This is a genomic window from Paenibacillus amylolyticus, from assembly GCF_001570725.1.
GTDB lineage: Bacteria > Bacillota > Bacilli > Paenibacillales > Paenibacillaceae > Paenibacillus > Paenibacillus amylolyticus_A.
The window spans coordinates 28446-46548 of sequence record NZ_BCNV01000002.1; the positions used below are offsets into that span (position 1 = coordinate 28446).

General features: G+C 45.4%; 26 protein-coding genes. All 26 read left to right on the forward strand.

What is annotated here, in order from left to right; all coding sequences use genetic code 11:
* Positions 1-64: 64 nt before the first annotated feature.
* The 26 genes from rpoC (at position 65) to rpmD (ending at position 18081) form a co-directional block, all read left to right on the forward strand.
* A complete protein-coding gene (gene rpoC / locus PAHA3_RS18085) occupies positions 65-3679 on the forward strand; it encodes a DNA-directed RNA polymerase subunit beta' (protein WP_062836179.1) in 3615 nt (1204 codons plus the stop codon).
* A 206-nt stretch (positions 3680-3885) separates the two neighbouring features.
* Positions 3886-4134 (forward strand): ribosomal L7Ae/L30e/S12e/Gadd45 family protein, encoded by a 249-nt coding sequence (locus tag PAHA3_RS18090; protein WP_017692069.1) that lies wholly within the window; start codon positions 3886-3888, stop codon positions 4132-4134.
* 154 nt (positions 4135-4288) lie between these two features.
* On the forward strand, positions 4289-4711 hold the full coding sequence (gene rpsL, locus PAHA3_RS18095; protein ID WP_017692070.1) for a 30S ribosomal protein S12: 423 nt from the start codon (positions 4289-4291) through the stop codon (positions 4709-4711).
* Between the two features lie 87 nt (positions 4712-4798).
* Complete coding sequence (gene rpsG / locus PAHA3_RS18100) at positions 4799-5269, forward strand: 30S ribosomal protein S7 (RefSeq protein ID WP_018753997.1); 471 nt, start codon at positions 4799-4801, stop codon at positions 5267-5269.
* 49 nt (positions 5270-5318) lie between these two features.
* Entirely contained in the window at positions 5319-7397 is a 2079-nt protein-coding gene (fusA, locus tag PAHA3_RS18105; protein ID WP_062836180.1) for an elongation factor G, read from the forward strand.
* Between the two features lie 95 nt (positions 7398-7492).
* Positions 7493-8683, forward strand: coding sequence for an elongation factor Tu (gene tuf, locus PAHA3_RS18110; protein WP_062836181.1), 1191 nt, complete (start codon positions 7493-7495; stop codon positions 8681-8683).
* Between the two features lie 437 nt (positions 8684-9120).
* Positions 9121-9429: a 30S ribosomal protein S10 gene (gene rpsJ, locus PAHA3_RS18115; protein ID WP_017692074.1), complete on the forward strand. Its 309-nt coding sequence runs from the start codon at positions 9121-9123 to the stop codon at positions 9427-9429.
* A 46-nt stretch (positions 9430-9475) separates the two neighbouring features.
* The gene (rplC, locus tag PAHA3_RS18120) at positions 9476-10099 is read left to right on the forward strand and encodes a 50S ribosomal protein L3 (protein ID WP_024633587.1); all 624 of its coding nucleotides are present in this window, start codon (positions 9476-9478) and stop codon (positions 10097-10099) included.
* A gap of 25 nt (positions 10100-10124) precedes the next feature.
* Positions 10125-10748, forward strand: a complete 624-nt coding sequence (rplD, locus tag PAHA3_RS18125) for a 50S ribosomal protein L4 (RefSeq protein WP_062836182.1) — start codon at positions 10125-10127, stop codon at positions 10746-10748.
* Positions 10748-11038 carry a 50S ribosomal protein L23 gene (gene rplW / locus PAHA3_RS18130; RefSeq protein WP_017692077.1) on the forward strand — a complete coding sequence of 97 codons (291 nt, stop codon included), beginning with the start codon at positions 10748-10750 and terminating at the stop codon, positions 11036-11038. Before rplD ends, rplW begins: the two co-directional genes overlap by 1 nt.
* 30 nt (positions 11039-11068) lie before the next feature.
* Positions 11069-11899: a 50S ribosomal protein L2 gene (gene rplB, locus PAHA3_RS18135; protein ID WP_017692078.1), complete on the forward strand. Its 831-nt coding sequence runs from the start codon at positions 11069-11071 to the stop codon at positions 11897-11899.
* Positions 11900-11970: 71 nt separating this feature from the next.
* On the forward strand, positions 11971-12249 hold the full coding sequence (gene rpsS / locus PAHA3_RS18140; RefSeq protein WP_062836183.1) for a 30S ribosomal protein S19: 279 nt from the start codon (positions 11971-11973) through the stop codon (positions 12247-12249).
* 35 nt (positions 12250-12284) lie between these two features.
* Positions 12285-12617 carry a 50S ribosomal protein L22 gene (gene rplV / locus PAHA3_RS18145; protein WP_024633583.1) on the forward strand — a complete coding sequence of 111 codons (333 nt, stop codon included), beginning with the start codon at positions 12285-12287 and terminating at the stop codon, positions 12615-12617.
* A 15-nt stretch (positions 12618-12632) separates the two neighbouring features.
* A complete protein-coding gene (gene rpsC / locus PAHA3_RS18150) occupies positions 12633-13298 on the forward strand; it encodes a 30S ribosomal protein S3 (protein ID WP_062836184.1) in 666 nt (221 codons plus the stop codon).
* 2 nt (positions 13299-13300) lie between these two features.
* Positions 13301-13735, forward strand: a complete 435-nt coding sequence (gene rplP / locus PAHA3_RS18155) for a 50S ribosomal protein L16 (protein ID WP_017692082.1) — start codon at positions 13301-13303, stop codon at positions 13733-13735.
* Positions 13725-13922 (forward strand): 50S ribosomal protein L29, encoded by a 198-nt coding sequence (gene rpmC / locus PAHA3_RS18160; RefSeq protein ID WP_017692083.1) that lies wholly within the window; start codon positions 13725-13727, stop codon positions 13920-13922. The genes rplP and rpmC overlap by 11 nt, the downstream gene beginning before the upstream one ends.
* Before the next feature lie 48 nt (positions 13923-13970).
* Positions 13971-14237: a 30S ribosomal protein S17 gene (gene rpsQ, locus PAHA3_RS18165; RefSeq protein ID WP_017692084.1), complete on the forward strand. Its 267-nt coding sequence runs from the start codon at positions 13971-13973 to the stop codon at positions 14235-14237.
* 34 nt (positions 14238-14271) lie between these two features.
* The gene (gene rplN / locus PAHA3_RS18170) at positions 14272-14640 is read left to right on the forward strand and encodes a 50S ribosomal protein L14 (protein WP_017692085.1); all 369 of its coding nucleotides are present in this window, start codon (positions 14272-14274) and stop codon (positions 14638-14640) included.
* 39 nt (positions 14641-14679) lie between these two features.
* The gene (gene rplX, locus PAHA3_RS18175; RefSeq protein WP_017692086.1) at positions 14680-15033 is read left to right on the forward strand and encodes a 50S ribosomal protein L24; all 354 of its coding nucleotides are present in this window, start codon (positions 14680-14682) and stop codon (positions 15031-15033) included.
* Between the two features lie 32 nt (positions 15034-15065).
* Positions 15066-15608 (forward strand): 50S ribosomal protein L5, encoded by a 543-nt coding sequence (gene rplE, locus PAHA3_RS18180; protein WP_062836185.1) that lies wholly within the window; start codon positions 15066-15068, stop codon positions 15606-15608.
* A gap of 73 nt (positions 15609-15681) precedes the next feature.
* A complete protein-coding gene (locus PAHA3_RS18185; RefSeq protein ID WP_013312154.1) occupies positions 15682-15867 on the forward strand; it encodes a type Z 30S ribosomal protein S14 in 186 nt (61 codons plus the stop codon).
* Positions 15868-15899: 32 nt separating this feature from the next.
* On the forward strand, positions 15900-16298 hold the full coding sequence (gene rpsH / locus PAHA3_RS18190; protein WP_017692088.1) for a 30S ribosomal protein S8: 399 nt from the start codon (positions 15900-15902) through the stop codon (positions 16296-16298).
* Between the two features lie 30 nt (positions 16299-16328).
* The gene (gene rplF / locus PAHA3_RS18195) at positions 16329-16871 is read left to right on the forward strand and encodes a 50S ribosomal protein L6 (RefSeq protein ID WP_017692089.1); all 543 of its coding nucleotides are present in this window, start codon (positions 16329-16331) and stop codon (positions 16869-16871) included.
* A gap of 117 nt (positions 16872-16988) precedes the next feature.
* Positions 16989-17357: a 50S ribosomal protein L18 gene (gene rplR / locus PAHA3_RS18200; RefSeq protein WP_062836186.1), complete on the forward strand. Its 369-nt coding sequence runs from the start codon at positions 16989-16991 to the stop codon at positions 17355-17357.
* A 27-nt stretch (positions 17358-17384) separates the two neighbouring features.
* On the forward strand, positions 17385-17882 hold the full coding sequence (gene rpsE / locus PAHA3_RS18205) for a 30S ribosomal protein S5 (RefSeq protein WP_017692091.1): 498 nt from the start codon (positions 17385-17387) through the stop codon (positions 17880-17882).
* Positions 17883-17895: 13 nt separating this feature from the next.
* Positions 17896-18081 (forward strand): 50S ribosomal protein L30, encoded by a 186-nt coding sequence (rpmD, locus tag PAHA3_RS18210; protein ID WP_017692092.1) that lies wholly within the window; start codon positions 17896-17898, stop codon positions 18079-18081.
* Positions 18082-18103 lie beyond the last annotated feature (22 nt).

Below are 18103 nucleotides of genomic sequence, written 5' to 3' on the forward strand. Positions count from 1 at the left end.
GCTCCGGCTTCGGCCGGAGAGGGCGTAACCTAGAATACAGGAATTGGTTAAGGAGGGTTGCTCCTTGTTGGACGTCAACAATTTCGAATACATGAAGATCGGGCTTGCTTCCCCAGAGAAAATTCGTTCTTGGTCCCGCGGAGAAGTGAAAAAACCGGAAACGATCAACTATCGTACGTTGAAACCGGAAAAAGAAGGGCTGTTCTGCGAAAAGATTTTTGGCCCTACAAAAGACTGGGAATGTCATTGCGGTAAATACAAACGCGTCCGTTATAAAGGCGTTGTCTGTGATCGTTGTGGCGTTGAAGTAACACGTGCGAAAGTACGCCGCGAACGGATGGGCCATATTGAGCTCGCTGCTCCGGTATCGCATATCTGGTACTTCAAAGGTATTCCGAGCCGTATGGGTCTTGCGCTGGATATGTCTCCAAGATCACTCGAAGAGATTATTTATTTTGCATCATATGTTGTAACTGATCCAGGAGAAACTCCACTGGAGAAAAAACAGCTGTTGTCCGAGAAAGAATATCGCAGCTACCGTGAAAAATACGGATATGGTTTCCAGGCTGGCATGGGCGCAGAAGCGGTTAAAAAACTGCTCCAAGACCTTGATGTGGATAAAGAGCTTGAATTCCTGAAGGAAGAGCTCCGCACTGCACAAGGACAACGTCGTAATCGTGCAATCAAACGTCTGGAAGTTATCGAAGCATTCCGCAACTCCGGCAACAAGCCTGAGTGGATGATCATGGATGTACTTCCTGTTATCCCGCCGGAACTTCGTCCGATGGTACAGCTGGATGGTGGACGTTTTGCAACGTCTGACCTGAATGACCTGTACCGCCGTGTAATTAACCGGAATAACCGTCTGAAACGTCTGCTTGATCTTGGCGCGCCAGATATTATCGTGCAAAATGAAAAACGGATGTTGCAGGAAGCTGTTGACGCATTGATTGATAATGGTCGTCGCGGACGCCCGGTAACGGGTCCTGGTAACCGTCCTTTGAAATCCCTCAGCCACATGCTGAAAGGTAAACAAGGGCGTTTCCGTCAGAACTTGCTCGGTAAACGGGTTGACTATTCTGGTCGTTCCGTTATCGTTGTCGGACCTTACCTGAAAATGTATCAGTGTGGTCTGCCAAAAGATATGGCACTTGAATTGTTCAAGCCTTTCGTTATGAAAGAGCTTGTAAATAAAGGGCTTGCCCACAACATAAAGAGCGCGAAACGTAAAGTTGAGCGCGTAAGTCCTGAAGTATGGGATGTTCTTGAAGAAGTAATTAAGGAGCATCCGGTTCTGTTGAACCGTGCCCCTACGCTTCACAGACTCGGTATTCAAGCATTTGAACCGATTCTCGTTGAAGGTAAAGCAATTCGTCTTCACCCGCTCGTATGTACGGCATACAATGCCGACTTTGACGGTGACCAAATGGCCGTGCACGTTCCGTTGTCCGCTGAAGCTCAAGCGGAAGCACGGATCCTGATGCTTGCATCAGGTAACATTTTGAACCCGAAAGACGGTAAACCGGTTGTTACTCCTTCCCAGGATATGGTGCTTGGTTCTTACTACCTCACTATGGACAACAAGGAAGAAAAGGGCACAGGTATGATCCTGCGTACAGTTAACGAAGCTGTATCGGCATACCAACGTGGTACTGCTGGTCTGCATGCGCGTGTGGCTATTCCGGTTAAGGCGCTTGGTAAAACAAGCTTCACGGAAGAACAGCAAGAAGGAATGTTGCTGACAACCATCGGTAAAATTATCTTTAATGAAATTTTCCCGGCAAGCTTCCCGTATATCAATGACGCGACTCGTGCGAACCTGTACCAAGGTACTGCAGATCACTCATTTGTATATGAAAAAGGTGCTGATCTCAGAGAAGCTATTATGAATGCTCCTCTGGCTGGCGGTGTCGGCAAAGAATACCTCGGTTCCATCATTGCACGTTGTTTTGAAATTTATCATACAACGGAAACAGCCGTTATTTTGGATAAAATCAAACAACTTGGATTCACATACTCTACTCGTGCCGGTATTACGGTTGCGGTATCTGATGTTATCGTTCCGCCTGAGAAGTTTGAAATTCTTAGACAGTCTGAGGAAAAAGCACAAATCGTTACGAATCAGTACCGTCGTGGTCTGATTACGAATGAAGAGCGCTATGACCGTATCATTGATATCTGGTCAAAATCCAAAGATGACATCACTGAGATTCTGATGAAGTCCATGGATCGATATAACTCGATCATGATGATGGTAGACTCCAAAGCACGGGGTAACAAATCGCAAATCACCCAATTGGGCGGTATGCGTGGTCTGATGGCCAACCCGTCCGGTCGAATTATCGAACTCCCAATCAAATCGAACTTCCGTGAAGGTCTGACAGTACTCGAGTACTTTATCTCTACTCACGGAGCGCGTAAAGGTTTGGCGGATACAGCCCTGCGTACAGCCGATTCAGGTTACCTGACTCGTCGTCTCGTAGACGTAGCCCAAGACGTAATCGTGCGTGATGACGATTGTGGTACAGATAAAGGCTTTACGGTAAGTCGTATCCAGGATGGTAAAGAGGTTATCGAAGATCTCTACGACCGTATTGAAGGCAGATACTGCTTCGAGACAGTTCGTCATCCGGAAACGAAAGAAATCATTGCAGGTCGCAATGAATTGATTGACTCCGATAAAGCAGAAGCGATCATCAAAGCGGGAATCACCAAATTGCAAATCCGCTCCGTACTCAGCTGCCGTGCAAGTCATGGTGTCTGCAAGAAGTGTTACGGTCGTAACCTTGCGACAGGTAAACACGTGGAGATTGGTGAAGCGGTTGGTATTATTGCAGCACAATCCATTGGTGAGCCAGGAACACAGCTTACAATGCGTACGTTCCACACCGGCGGTGTAGCCGGAGACGATATTACGCAAGGTTTGCCGCGTATCCAAGAGTTGTTTGAAGCTCGTAATCCTAAGGGTCAAGCAACAATCAGTGAGATTGATGGTGTAGTTAAAGAGATTCGCGAAGCGAAAGATCGTCGTGAAATTGAAATTCAAGGTGAAGCGGAATCCAAAGTATACTCCGTTACCTACGGTTCCCGTGTGCGCGTAAGCGAAGGCATGGAAATTGAAGCTGGTGACGAGTTGACAGATGGTTCGATCGATCCGAAAGAAATGCTGCGCATCAAAGGCGTACGTGGCGTACAAAACTACATTTTGCAGGAAGTACAGCGCGTATACCGTAACCAAGGCGTAGAAATCAATGACAAGCACGTTGAAGTTATGATCCGCCAAATGCTGCGTAAAATCCGCATCGTAGATGCAGGAGATACAACGCTCTTGCCAGGATCGTTCGTAGATACGCATGAGTACGAAAGAGCTAACAAAATTGCGATTCTTAGTGATAAAGAGCCAGCGGTTGCTAAACCAATCCTGCTCGGTATTACGAAAGCGTCCCTGGAAACAGACTCCTTCCTCTCGGCGGCTTCGTTCCAAGAAACTACACGTGTATTGACAGATGCAGCGATCAAAGGTAAAGTCGATCAGTTGCTCGGTCTGAAGGAAAATGTAATCATCGGTAAATTGATTCCTGCAGGTACAGGTATGCACCGTTACCGCAGCATCAAATTTGCTGAACCAGAAGATGGTCAATCTTCAGTAGAAGAGCTTGAGCCAGTTTCGGTTGATTAAATAGATTTCTTCTCATATAGAGGAAAATGAAAGTTTTGTACGTCAGGAGGCGGACGCTTGTATAATACAGGTGGACGATTCCTGACGTGCGTAAACTTTTGAAAAAATGTTTTAGGATTAGCATTGACATTGCTTGCGCTAGATGCTAATATATCAAAGGTGCGTGGGCAGCTGATTGTACATGGTTCTATTCGGAGGAATGCACAATGTCTAATGAAAAAGCCTTGCAAGATGCTCATGTCAAAATTGGTACCAAACAGACCATGCGGATGGTGCAGACAGGTATGGCTTCCGAAGTCTATGTCGCAGAAGATAGTGATCCGCAGCTCACTTCCAAAATCATTGCACTGTGTGAACAGCACAATGTGAAATGCACGAAAGTGGATACAATGAAAAATCTCGGCAAGGCTTGCGGGATTGGAGTGGGAGCAGCTATGGCTGCTGTCGTAAAATGATAGTGTAAGGAACGTTTTTGTCCGAGAACTTTTTAAGGATTCTCTAAGGCAAAAACTTTTCATTTGTCTTTTTATGAACCGCCTGGGTCTGTGGACTTAGCGAAAAGAGGTTTATAAAGAAACATGAATATTTGAGGAAGGGGGTGGCAATCACATGCCAACTATTAACCAACTGGTTCGTAAAGGACGTCAAGCAAAAGTTGAGAAGTCAAAATCTCCAGCTTTGCAAAAAGGATTCAACGCTTTGAAACGTGAATCTACTAACATCAGTGCCCCACAAAAACGTGGTGTCTGCACTCGTGTAGGTACAATGACTCCACGTAAACCAAACTCTGCACTTCGTAAATATGCCCGTGTTCGTTTGACGAACCGTCTCGAGGTAACTGCTTATATCCCGGGAATCGGACATAACCTTCAAGAGCACAGTGTGGTATTGATCCGCGGAGGTAAAGTTAAAGACCTTGCAGGGGTTCGTTATCACATCGTTCGTGGAGCTCTCGATACTGCAGGCGTAAACAACCGTATGCAAGCTCGTTCGAAATACGGTGCTAAACGTCCAAAAGCTAAAAAAGCCTAAACTATTATAAGTAGAGAACCTGAGAGCCTTCTGGCTTAGGTCTGGAAGGTACAGGATCTGCTGAACAAGAAAGAAAGGGGGATATCCATGCCACGCAAAGGTCCAGTTACGAAAAGAGACGTGTTGCCAGATCCGGTATACAACAGCAAGTTGGTTACTCGTTTGATCAATCGCATCATGCTCGACGGAAAACGCGGTGTTGCTCAAAGCATTCTGTATAATGCGTTCAAGTTGATTCAAGAACGTACGGGTAATGACCCGATGGAAGTATTTGAAGCAGCAATCAAGAATATCATGCCAGTCCTGGAAGTTAAAGCTCGCCGTGTCGGCGGTGCCAACTACCAAGTACCAATCGAGGTAAAACCAGAGAGACGTACTGCTCTGGGACTACGTTGGCTCGTGAACTACTCCCGCAACCGCGGTGAGAAAACAATGGAAGAGCGTTTGGCGGCTGAGATCATCGACGCTTCCAACAACACAGGCGCTTCCGTTAAAAAACGTGAAGATACGCACAAAATGGCTGAAGCGAACAAAGCGTTTGCTCACTACCGTTGGTAGGATTCAGTTCACAATAAAAAAACTTCAATTTTGAAGGGAGACCCATTTCATGGCTAGAGAGTTCTCCTTGAAAAATACACGTAATATCGGGATCATGGCTCATATTGATGCGGGTAAAACCACGACAACTGAGCGGATCTTGTTCTACACAGGACGTACGCACAAAATCGGTGAAGTACACGAAGGCGCTGCGACAATGGACTGGATGGAACAGGAACAGGAGCGCGGAATTACGATTACTTCCGCTGCAACTACCGCTGCTTGGAAAGGCCACCGCGTTAATATTATTGATACCCCGGGACACGTTGACTTCACTGTTGAAGTTGAACGTTCCCTTCGTGTATTGGACGGAGCAGTTGGTGTATTCAGTGCGAAAGAAGGCGTTGAGCCTCAGTCCGAAACCGTATGGAGACAGGCTGACAAGTACGGCGTACCTCGTATCGCATATGTAAACAAAATGGATATCATCGGTGCTGACTTCCTGAACGTTGTATCTGACATGCGTGATCGCCTTCAAGCGAACGCTGTTGCGATTCAACTTCCAATCGGCGCTGAAAATGATTTCATCGGTATTATCGATATTGTTGAACAAAAGGCTCATATGTACAAAGATGACCTTGGTCAAAATATCGAAGAAACTGAAATTCCTGCGGAATTCAAAGAGCAAGTTGAAGAACTCCGTAACGAATTGATTGAGCGTGTTGCAGAATTGGACGAAGAATTGACAATGAAATACCTGGAAGGCGAAGAGATCACTATTGAAGAGATCAAAGGCGCTCTCCGTAAAGGTGTTGTAGATGTTAAGATCTTCCCAGTTATCTGTGGATCCTCATACCGTAACAAAGGTGTTCAACTGATGTTGGATGCTGTTATCGACTACTTGCCAGCTCCAACAGATGTACCATCAATCACTGGTCATCTTGAAGATGGAACTGAAGCAGTTCGTAAGTCCTCTGATGAAGAGCCTTTCTCCGCATTGGCATTCAAAATCATGACTGACCCTTACGTTGGTAAATTGACATTCTTCCGCGTATACTCCGGTGTTCTTCAATCCGGTTCTTATGTATTGAATGCCACTAAAAACAAACGTGAGCGTATCGGTCGTATCCTTCAAATGCACGCGAACAGCCGTCAAGAGATCACTGAAGTTTACTCCGGTGACATTGCAGCTGCCGTAGGTTTGAAAGATACGGGTACAGGTGATACACTATGTGATGAGAAAAATCCGGTTATCCTGGAGTCAATGAACTTCCCTGATCCGGTTATCGAAATCGCCGTTGAACCTAAAACCAAAGCTGACCAAGATAAAATGGGTGTTGCTCTCGGCAAGTTGACTGAAGAGGATCCAACTCTTCGTGCTCATACTGACGAAGAAACAGGTCAAACAATCTTGGCAGGTATGGGTGAGCTTCACCTTGATATCATCATCGACCGTATGCGTCGTGAGTTCAAGGTTGAAACTACTGTGGGTAAACCACAAGTAGCTTACCGTGAAACATTCCGTGCTCCAGCGCGCGTTGAAGGTAAATTCGTACGTCAATCCGGTGGTCGTGGTCAATACGGTCATGTATGGGTTGAATTCGAACCTCTCGAGCCGGGTACAGGCAGCCAGTTCGAAAGTAAGGTTGTCGGTGGTTCCGTTCCAAGAGAATACATTCAACCTGCACTGTCAGGGATTGAAGAGCAAATGAAAAACGGCGTTATTGCAGGCTTCCCGCTTGTAGACGTTAAGGCTACAATTGTAGACGGATCTTACCATGATGTCGATTCCAATGAGATGGCATTTAAAATTGCCGGATCTATGGCGCTTAAAGCGGCTAAAGACAAGTGTAAACCAGTTCTGCTTGAGCCAATCATGAAAGTAGAAGTAACAGTTCCAGAAGAGTACATGGGTGACGTAATGGGTATGTTGAACTCCCGTCGTGGCCGCATCGAAGGTATGGATTCCCGTAGTGGAGCTCAAATCATCCGTGCTAAGGTACCTTTGTCTGAAATGTTTGGTTACTCTACAACTCTTCGTTCGGGTACTCAAGGACGCGGCGTATTCTCCATGGAACTCTCCCACTATGAAGAAGTTCCTAAGAGCATCGCTGAAGAAATCGTTGCTAAAACAAAAGGCACCGAGTAGTTTTCTCACACTGGATGCAAGTGCATAAGAATTTATTTCGGAGCACTTCATTCAGTGAAAACATAAAATTATAATTTTAAGGAGGCCACGTTCAAATGGCAAAGGCTAAATACGAACGTAATAAACCCCACGTTAACATCGGTACTATCGGTCACGTCGATCACGGTAAAACAACTCTGACTGCTGCAATCACAACTGTATTGTCTAAAACTTACGGTGGTGCTGCTGTAGCATTCGACCAAATCGACAAAGCTCCAGAAGAGCGCGAGCGCGGTATCACTATCTCCACAGCACACGTTGAGTACGAAACTGACACTCGTCACTACGCTCACGTAGACTGCCCAGGTCACGCCGACTATGTTAAAAACATGATCACTGGCGCGGCACAAATGGACGGAGCTATCTTGGTAGTATCCGCAGCTGACGGCCCAATGCCACAAACTCGTGAGCATATCTTGCTCTCCCGTCAAGTAGGCGTACCTTACATTGTTGTATTCTTGAACAAATGTGACATGGTTGAAGACGAAGAGTTGTTGGAATTGGTTGAGATGGAAGTTCGCGACCTTCTTAACGAATATGAGTTCCCAGGTGACGATACTCCAATCACTCGTGGATCCGCTCGTGAAGCACTGGCAAACCCAGATGGCGAATGGGCTCAAAAAATCGTTGAGATGTTCAAAGAGATCGACACTTACATCCCACTGCCTGAGCGTCAAACTGACAAGCCTTTCTTGATGCCTGTCGAGGACGTATTCTCCATCACTGGTCGTGGTACTGTTGCTACTGGCCGTGTAGAGCGTGGTACTGTTAAAGTCGGCGAAGAGATCGAAATCGTTGGTATCACTGAAGAAACTAAAAAATCTGTTGTAACAGGCGTTGAGATGTTCCGCAAATTGCTGGATTCCGCTCAAGCTGGTGACAACATCGGAGCACTTCTTCGTGGTGTTGACCGTAACAACATCGAGCGTGGCCAAGTTTTGGCTAAACCGGGTTCTGTTAAGCCTCACACAGAATTCACAGCTCAAATCTACGTTTTGACTAAAGAAGAGGGCGGACGTCACAAACCATTCTTCACTGGTTACCGTCCACAGTTCTACTTCCGTACAACTGACGTAACAGGCATCATCAACTTGCCTGAAGGTACTGAAATGGTAATGCCTGGTGATAACATCACTGTTACTGTTTCCCTGATCTCCCCAATCGCGATTGAAGAAGGAACTAAGTTCTCCATTCGTGAAGGCGGACGTACAGTAGGTGCCGGTTCCGTAGCATCTATCCAAAAATAATTCGGCTTAACGCTGAATAAAGCATATGCAACAGTGTACTGGAACGAGTAACATTGTATTGTAACGAAGCTTCGGAAGAGTTCTTTATCCGACATCGGATAAAGAACTCTTTTATTATGTGTAAAGTTTCGGAACCTGCGTCATACGAAATGAACATCATTTACGAGTTTAGAAGGATTGGCAAGGCAGCCTGGATATTGAAGAAAAACACTGCAATAAACGAAGTCATTTCGTCAGAAAAGATAAGTTTAAATGTTTTTCTTAAATATGCTTGCAATACGCCCATCTTTTCTATATAATAATGAATGTTGTTCTGTGACGTTGCGATGATGTGAGAGGTTACTGGCACACCCGGCCCCTTTGCCATGGGACAGTGGCTAGAAAATTTTCACGGAGTATGTCCGATAAAAAATTGGGCGATAGAAGGAGGGACTAAAATGGCAAAGCAAAAAATTCGTATTCGTTTGAAAGCTTACGACCACAGAATTCTTGATCAATCCGCGGAGAAAATTGTTGAAACAGCAAAACGTTCGGGTGCAGGTGTATCCGGTCCGATTCCGCTTCCTACTGAAAAACAAATCATTACTATTCTTCGTGCGGTGCACAAGTACAAGGATTCTCGGGAGCAATTCGAACAACGCACACATAAGCGTTTGATCGACATCGTTAACCCGACTCCACAAACTGTGGATGCCTTGATGCGCTTGGATCTGCCGTCCGGTGTAGATATCGAAATTAAATTGTAATACAAGCTACAACAAAGACCATGTATAAAGGAAAAGAGGTGTCAACATGAAAGCAATCTTAGGAAAAAAACTCGGAATGACTCAAGTATTTACTCCTGAAGGTAACGTAGTTCCAGTAACGGTTATCGAAGCAGGCCCTTGTGTTGTTTTGCAAAAGAAAGACATTGAGAATGATGGCTACGAAGCGATTCAAATCGGTTATTCCGATAAGAAAGAGAAAAATGCTAACAAGCCAGAAGCAGGTCACGCTAAAAAAGCGAACACTGCCCCTAAGCGCTACGTTCGTGAAGTTCGCGGTATCAACATCGCAGAATATGAAGTTGGCCAAGAACTGAAAGCTGACATTTTCGCTGAAGGCGAATTCGTTGACGTAACGGGTATTTCTAAAGGTAAAGGTTTTGCTGGCGTTATCAAACGTTGGGGACAAAGCACTGGACCTATGTCACACGGTTCGCGTTATCACCGTGGCCCTGGTTCAATGGGTTCGATCCAAGCTAACCGCGTTCCTAAAGGCAAACGCCTGCCAGGACACATGGGACATGACACAGTTACAATTCAACGTCTTGAAGTAGTTAAAGTAGACGCTGAGCGTAACGTGTTGCTCGTGAAAGGTTCCATTCCTGGACCGAAAAACAGTCTCATTAAAGTTAAAGAAACGGTGAAAAAATAACCACTGAAGAAAGGAGGAACACAAAATGCCAAAAGTATCAGTTTACAATGTAGATGGTAGCCAAGTAGGCGAAGTTGAATTGAACGATGCGGTTTTCGGAATTGAACCGAACCAACACGTTCTGTACGATGCAGTTCTTATGCAACGCGCTTCCCTTCGTCAAGGTACCCACAAAGTAAAAGGACGTTCTGAAGTACGTGGCGGTGGACGTAAGCCTTGGAAACAAAAAGGTACAGGTCGCGCTCGTCAAGGTTCAATTCGTTCACCACAATGGAAAGGCGGCGGTATCGTATTTGGTCCAACACCACGGAGCTATGCGTACAAACTGCCTAAGAAAGTTCGCCGCTTGGCGATCAAATCAGCCCTTTCATCTAAAGTGCTTGACAATGACATTATCGTTTTGGACGCTCTCACGTTGAGCGCGCCTAAAACTAAAGAATTCGCAGCCATCTTGAGTAACCTCAAAGTGGGACGTAAAGCTTTGATCGTAGCTCCTAGCTATGATGATAATGTAGCTCTTTCCGCACGGAATATTCCAGGCGTGAAATTCGTAGCTGCTGACGGCATTAATGTTCTTGACGTGCTCTCGCACGACAAATTGATCATTACGAAAGAAGCAGTTCAGAAGGTAGAGGAGGTGCTCGCGTAATGAAGGATCCTCGTGATATTGTAAAACGTCCGATTATTACGGAACGTACTGCTGACATGATGAACGACTTGAAATATGTATTTGAAGTCGATATCCGTGCAAACAAAACCGAGATCAAAAAGGCAGTAGAAGCTATTTTCAACGTAAAAGTGAAAAACGTGAACACGCTTCGTGTTCCAGCTAAGCCAAAACGGTACGGACGTTATTCCGGATATACTAGCGAATGGAAAAAAGCGTTTGTAACGCTGACAAAAGACAGCAAAACGCTTGAGTTCTTTGAAACTGTATAATTGAATTTTTGAAGTAAGGAGGGAAACCCAGTGCCAATCAAAAAGTATAAACCAACATCCCCGGCAAGACGGAACATGTCCGTTTCTACATTTGAGGAAATCACCACAAATCAGCCGGAGAAATCGTTGTTGGCCCCGTTGAGCAAACAAGCAGGCCGCAACAACCAAGGTAAAATTACAGTTCGTCACCATGGTGGTGGACACAAACGTAAATACCGTATCATCGACTTCAAACGTACTAAAGATGGAATACCGGGCCGCGTTGCTACGATTGAGTATGACCCGAACCGTACATCTAACATCGCTCTGATTCACTACGCTGATGGTGAGAAACGTTATATCATCGCTCCTAAAGGTTTGAAAGTTGGAGATCAAGTATTCTCCGGACCTGAATCAGACATCAAAATCGGTAACGCACTGCCACTTGAAAACATTCCAGTAGGTACCGTTATCCACAACATCGAGTTGAAACCAGGTAAAGGCGGACAATTGGTTCGTGCTGCTGGTACAGAAGCTCAATTGCTTGGTAAAGAAGAAAAATACGTTTCCGTTCGTCTCTCTTCTGGAGAAGTTCGTCGTATTTTGAAAGTTTGCCGCGCGACAATCGGATCTGTTGGTAACCAAGACCACGAGCTCATCAAAATCGGTAAAGCCGGTCGTAGCCGTTGGTTGGGTAAACGTCCTGAGGTTCGTGGTGTAGTAATGAACCCTAACGATCACCCACACGGTGGTGGTGAAGGTCGTGCTCCAATCGGACGTAAATCGCCAATGTCACCATGGGGTAAACCTACTCTTGGTTACAAAACGCGTAAGAAAAATAAAGCTTCTGATAAATACATCATTCGCCGCCGCACGAAGTAATACACACTGTGCATAACTTCGTGAGGCATCTGCGGATGCATAATAGCTACGTTTGAAGGGAGGATCTCCACATGGGTCGCAGTTTGAAAAAAGGGCCATTCATTGATGGCTACATGCTCAAAAAGGTAGAAGAGATGGAAGCTTCAGGTAAGAAGAACGTAATCAAAACCTGGTCCCGTCGTTCTACAATTTTCCCACAATTCATCGGACACACATTTGGCGTTTACGATGGTCGTAAACACGTGCCAGTGTATGTAACTGAGGACATGGTTGGACACAAACTGGGTGAGTTCGCTCCAACCCGTACGTACAAAGGCCATACTGATGATGATAAGAAAACAAGAAGATAAATGAACATCTTTAATGTTTGAGAGGAGGTTACACAATGGAAGCAAAAGCACATGCTAAGTTTATCCGGATTGCTCCTCGTAAAGTTCAACTCGTTGTTGACTTGATTCGCGGCAAGCAAGTAGGTGAGGCGGTTGCCATTCTCCGTCACACTCCGAAATCCGCTTCTCCTATCGTTGAGAAGTTGCTTAACTCCGCTATTGCGAATGCGGAACATAACTATTCTTTAGATGTTAATAACTTGGTTATCTCGCAAGCTTACGTGAACCAAGGACCGACAATGAAACGTTTCCGCCCTCGTGCAATGGGACGTGCAAGTCGTATTAACAAACGTACTAGCCACATCACTTTGGTGGTATCTGAGAAGTAGAAGGAGGGGAAATGTGTGGGCCAAAAGGTAAATCCAGTCGGACTCCGTGTCGGAATTATCCGTGACTGGGAATCTAAGTGGTATGCAGGCAAAGACTTCGGTGATCTTTTGATGGAAGACGTGAAAATTCGTGAATTCCTGAAAAATAAATTGAAAGACTCCGCTTTATCTCGTGTAGAAATTGAGAGAGCGGTTAACCGCGTAAACGTAACGATTCACACTGCTAAACCAGGTATGGTTATTGGTAAGGGTGGTTCGGAAGTTGAAAATCTTCGTAACCAAATTACGAAAATTGCTGGCGGTAAAAAAGTACACATCAACATTTCTGAAATTAAGAACCAAGACCTGGACGCTGTTCTTGTAGCTGAAAGCATTGCACAACAATTGGAACGTCGCGTTTCTTTCCGTCGTGCTCTGAAACAAGCAATTCAAAGAACTATGCGCTCTGGTGCTAAAGGTATCAAAACTCAAGTAGGCGGACGTCTTGGCGGTGCTGAGATCGCACGTTCTGAAGGCTACAGCGAAGGAACTGTTCCACTGCACACACTGCGTGCTGACATTGACTATGGTACAGCAGAGGCTCATACTACTTACGGACGTATCGGCGTAAAAGTATGGATCTATCGTGGAGAGGTTCTTCCTACGGCTAAGAAACAAGCTGCTAAGGAAGGAGGCAACTAATCATGTTGGTACCAAAACGCGTAAAACACCGTAAGCAACAACGTGGACATATGAAGGGCCAAGCTAAAGGCGGAACGACTCTGAACTTTGGCGAATACGGTCTGCAAGCTACGGAACCGGCTTGGATTACGAACCGTCAGATCGAAGCGGCTCGTATTGCGATGACTCGTTACATCAAACGTGGTGGTAAAGTTTGGATCAAAATCTTCCCAGACAAACCAATCACTCAAAAGCCTCTCGAGGTTCGGATGGGTAGCGGTAAAGGTAACGTAGAAAAATGGGTTGCAGTAGTGAAACCAGGTAAGATCATGTTTGAACTTGCTGGTGTACCGGAGGAAATTGCACGCGAAGCAATGCGTCTTGCCGCTCACAAACTGCCAATCAAAACGAAGTTCGTGAAACGTGAAGAATTGGGTGGTGAAGCAAATGAAAGCTAGTGAATTTCGCAACCTAACCTCTGCTGAAATCGAGCAAAAGATTGCCGGATTTAAAGAAGAACTCTTTAACCTCCGCTTTCAATTAGCTACCGGTCAGCTGGATAACCCGACTCGCATCCGTGATGTGCGGAAAGAAATAGCTCGTGCTAAAACCATTATCCGTGAGAGAGAATTGGGAATCGGTTAATTAGGGATAGGATGTACAATCCGTCCGTAATCAGGAAGGAGGCCAACAATGAGCGAAGAACGTAACGCACGTAAAGTGCAAACTGGTAAAGTGGTCAGCGATAAAATGGACAAAACAATTGTTGTTGCTGTAGAAACTTACAAAAAACACAACTTGTACCATAAACGCATTAAGGTTACTAAAAAATTCAAAGCACATGACGAAGAAAACACTGCGAAAATCGGTGACACGGTGAAAATCATGGAGACTCGTCCGCTTTCGAAAGATAAACGCTGGAGACTTACTGAAATCGTAGAAAAAGCGGTTATCATCTAATGCTCAGCAGCACTGCTGAAAGGAGGAATACTAAATGATTCAACCATTTACACGTTTGACTGTGGCTGACAACTCCGGTGCGAAGGAACTGATGTGTATCCGCGTACTCGGCGGTACGGGACGTCGTACAGCTCAAATCGGTGATCTGATCGTTTGTTCTGTAAAACAAGCAACACCAGGCGGCGTTGTCAAAAAAGGTGATGTAGTTAGAGCGGTTGTCGTTCGTACGAAACGTTCTGTACGTCGTAAAGACGGTTCCTACATCGGTTTTGATGAAAATGCAGCGGTTGTTGTAAAAGACGACAGAAGCCCACGTGGAACACGTATTTTCGGACCAGTTGCTCGCGAACTTCGCGATAAAGACTTCATGAAAATCGTTTCCTTGGCTCCAGAAGTTATCTAAAGCTTAATCTCGTGATGTTAGAAACAGGAGGTGTACGAAATGCCAAGAGTGAAAAAAGTTCTGGAATCCCATAACAACAAACTTCACGTTAAAAAGGAAGATACGGTTATGGTGATCAGCGGTAAAGACAAAGGTAAAAAAGGCCGTGTCATCGCTGCTTATCCTCGTGAGAACCGCGTCCTTGTGGAAGGTGTTAACATGGTGAAAAAACACCAGAAGCCTAACCAGCAAAATCCGCAAGGCGGCATTATCGAGAAGGAAGCTCCGATTCACGTTTCCAACGTAATGCACATCGATCCGAAGAGCGGAAAAGTAACCCGTGTAGGTTACAAAGTTTTGGATAACGGAAAGAAAGTGCGCGTTGCTAAACGTTCCGGAGAAATTATCGACTAATTGAACCGAATGAGAAAGGAGGGCTATGATTCATGGCATCAAGAATGAAAGAACGTTACCTGCAAGAAATCGCTCCTGCTTTGATGCAGAAGTTTAACTATACAACGGTAATGCAAGTGCCGAAAATCGAGAAAATCGTTATCAACATGGGTGTGGGCGACGCTGTCCAAAACTCCAAAGTGTTGGATTCCGCAGTAAGCGATTTGCAACTGATCGCAGGTCAAAAACCTGTAATCACTCGTGCTAAAAAATCTATCGCAGGATTCAAACTGCGTGAGAATATGCCTATCGGTGTTAAAGTAACATTGCGCGGCGAGCGTATGTACTTCTTCCTCGATAAACTGTTCAACGTAACGCTTCCTCGTGTCCGCGACTTCCGCGGTGTATCGAGCAAAGCTTTCGACGGACGTGGTAACTACACACTGGGTCTGAAAGAGCAATTGATCTTCCCAGAGATCGAGTATGATAAAGTTGATAAAGTCCGCGGTATGGACATTGTCATCGTAACAACGGCGAAAACAGACGAAGAGTCCCGCGAATTGCTCACGCAAATGGGAATGCCTTTCGTTAAGTAATGTTGGCATAACGTTTCCGGGTGTCTGGAAAGACTCCCTTTTCTCCGAAATTATTTAGGAGGTGTCAGGCTAAGTGGCAAAAACTTCGATGAAAGTTAAACAACAACGTACACCAAAGTTCAAAGTACGTGCATATACACGCTGTGAGCGTTGCGGACGTCCACATTCGGTCCTGCAAAAGTTCAAAATTTGCAGAATTTGCTTCCGTGAATTAGCTTATAAAGGCCAGATCCCTGGCGTGAAAAAAGCAAGCTGGTAAAAAGTCCTGAACGGGAAGGAGGTTAACTCACAATGACTATGTCTGATCCAATTGCAGATATGCTTACTCGTATTCGTAACGCGAACACTGTTCGTCACGAAACGGTAGAAATGCCTGCTTCGACAATGAAAAAACAAATCGCCGATATCCTGAAGCGTGAAGGTTTCATCCGTGACGCTGAAGTTATCGATGATAACAAACAAGGGATTATCCGTGTTTTCCTGAAATACGGTCAAAATAACGAGCGCGTTATCACTGGTCTGAAAAGAATCAGTAAACCTGGTCTTCGTGTTTACACGAAAAGCAACGAAGTACCTCGTGTACTTGGTGGCCTGGGAATCGCGATCATCTCGACATCTAAAGGTATCATGACGGACAAAGAAGCTCGTCAATCGAAATCCGGCGGAGAAGTCGTTTGCTACGTTTGGTAATATAACGTCACAAGATAGGAGGTGCAACATATGTCTCGTATTGGTCGCAAACCAATCACAGTACCAAGTGGTGTAGACATCACCCTGGACAACACCGTTATTACGGTAAAAGGACCAAAAGGAACTTTGACTCGTGAGCTTCATAAAGACATGAAGGTTACAGTTGAAAATAACGAAATCACAGTTGTGCGTCCTTCCGATAACAAAACTCACCGTTCTTTGCACGGCACAACGCGTAGCGTTGTAAACAATATGGTGAGCGGCGTTACTGAAGGATTCGCAAAATCTCTGGAATTGGTTGGGGTCGGATATCGTGCAAGCAAATCCGGAGATAAAATCGTTCTGAACGTTGGCTACTCTCACCCGGTTGAAATTACACCGGAAGCGGGAATCGAATTCGAAGTACCTTCGAATACGAAAATCATCGTTCGCGGAATCGATAAAGAGCGTGTAGGTGCTTACGCTGCTAAAATCCGTTCCGTTCGTGAACCTGAGCCGTACAAAGGTAAAGGTATCAAATATGAAGGCGAGCGTATCATCCGTAAGGAAGGTAAAGCCGGTAAGAAGAAATAAGATTTCTCTTACCGCCTTTGCGCGGCTTTCGGCTTGCTTGCTTCGTGTGTTTCTAATATACCCCGTGGCTTCTGCTTTGAAGCCAGCGAGGTAACCTGAAAGGAGTGAATCTTTGAGATGATTACGAAACCAGATAAAAATAAAGCTCGTCTGAAAAGACACCTTCGTGTTCGTAAGAAAATCCAAGGAACGGCAACACGTCCTCGTTTGAACGTATTCCGTTCTGGTAAACATATGTATGCTCAAATCATCGATGATGTTGCTGGTGTAACAATCGCTTCCGCGTCTACCGTAGACAAAGAATTGAGCACTGACATCAAAAATGGTGCATCTGTTGAGTCAGCTCGTAAAGTTGGCGAACTCGTTGCTAAACGTGCGAAAGACAAAGGTGTTTCCAACATCGTATTTGACCGTAGTGGTTATCTGTACCATGGTCGTATCGCAGCTTTGGCTGAAGCGGCTCGTGAAGCAGGACTTGAGTTTTAAGATATTTTTCAAAAGGAGGTTAACGACTTGCGTGTAGATCCGAATACTTTGGAACTGACTGAAAGAGTTGTAAATATTAATCGCGTAGCTAAAGTAGTAAAAGGCGGACGCCGTTTCAGCTTTAGCGCACTGGTTGTAGTCGGCGACGGCAACGGCTGGGTTGGAGCTGGTATCGGTAAAGCGGGCGAAGTACCTGATGCAATTCGCAAAGGTATTGAAGACGCTAAGAAAAACCTTGTACACGTTCCACTCGTAGGAACATCGATTCCTCACTTGGTAACAGGTAAGTTCGGCGCAGGACGCGTCCTGTTGAAACCAGCATCTGAAGGTACTGGTGTTATCGCTGGTGGTCCTGTACGTGCGGTTCTCGAACTTGCTGGTGTAGGTGACATTTTGACAAAATCTCTGGGTTCTTCGAATTCCATGAACATGGTCAATGCGACTTTGGAAGGTTTGTCCCGTTTGAAGCGTGCTGAAGACGTGGCTAAACTGCGCGGAAAATCCGTCGAAGAGCTTCTGGGTTAAGGAGGGAATTCTCATGGCTAAATTAGAAATTACCCTCGTCCGCAGCTTGATCGGACGTCCGGAGACGCAAAGAACAACTGTGAAAACATTGGGTTTGCGCAAAATCAATAGCAAAGTGGTACAAAACGATAATCCTGCCATCCGTGGTATGATTAACAAAGTAAGCCACTTGGTTGCTGTTAAAGAAGTAGAAGCTTAAAAACGGGTTAATCCCACAAATC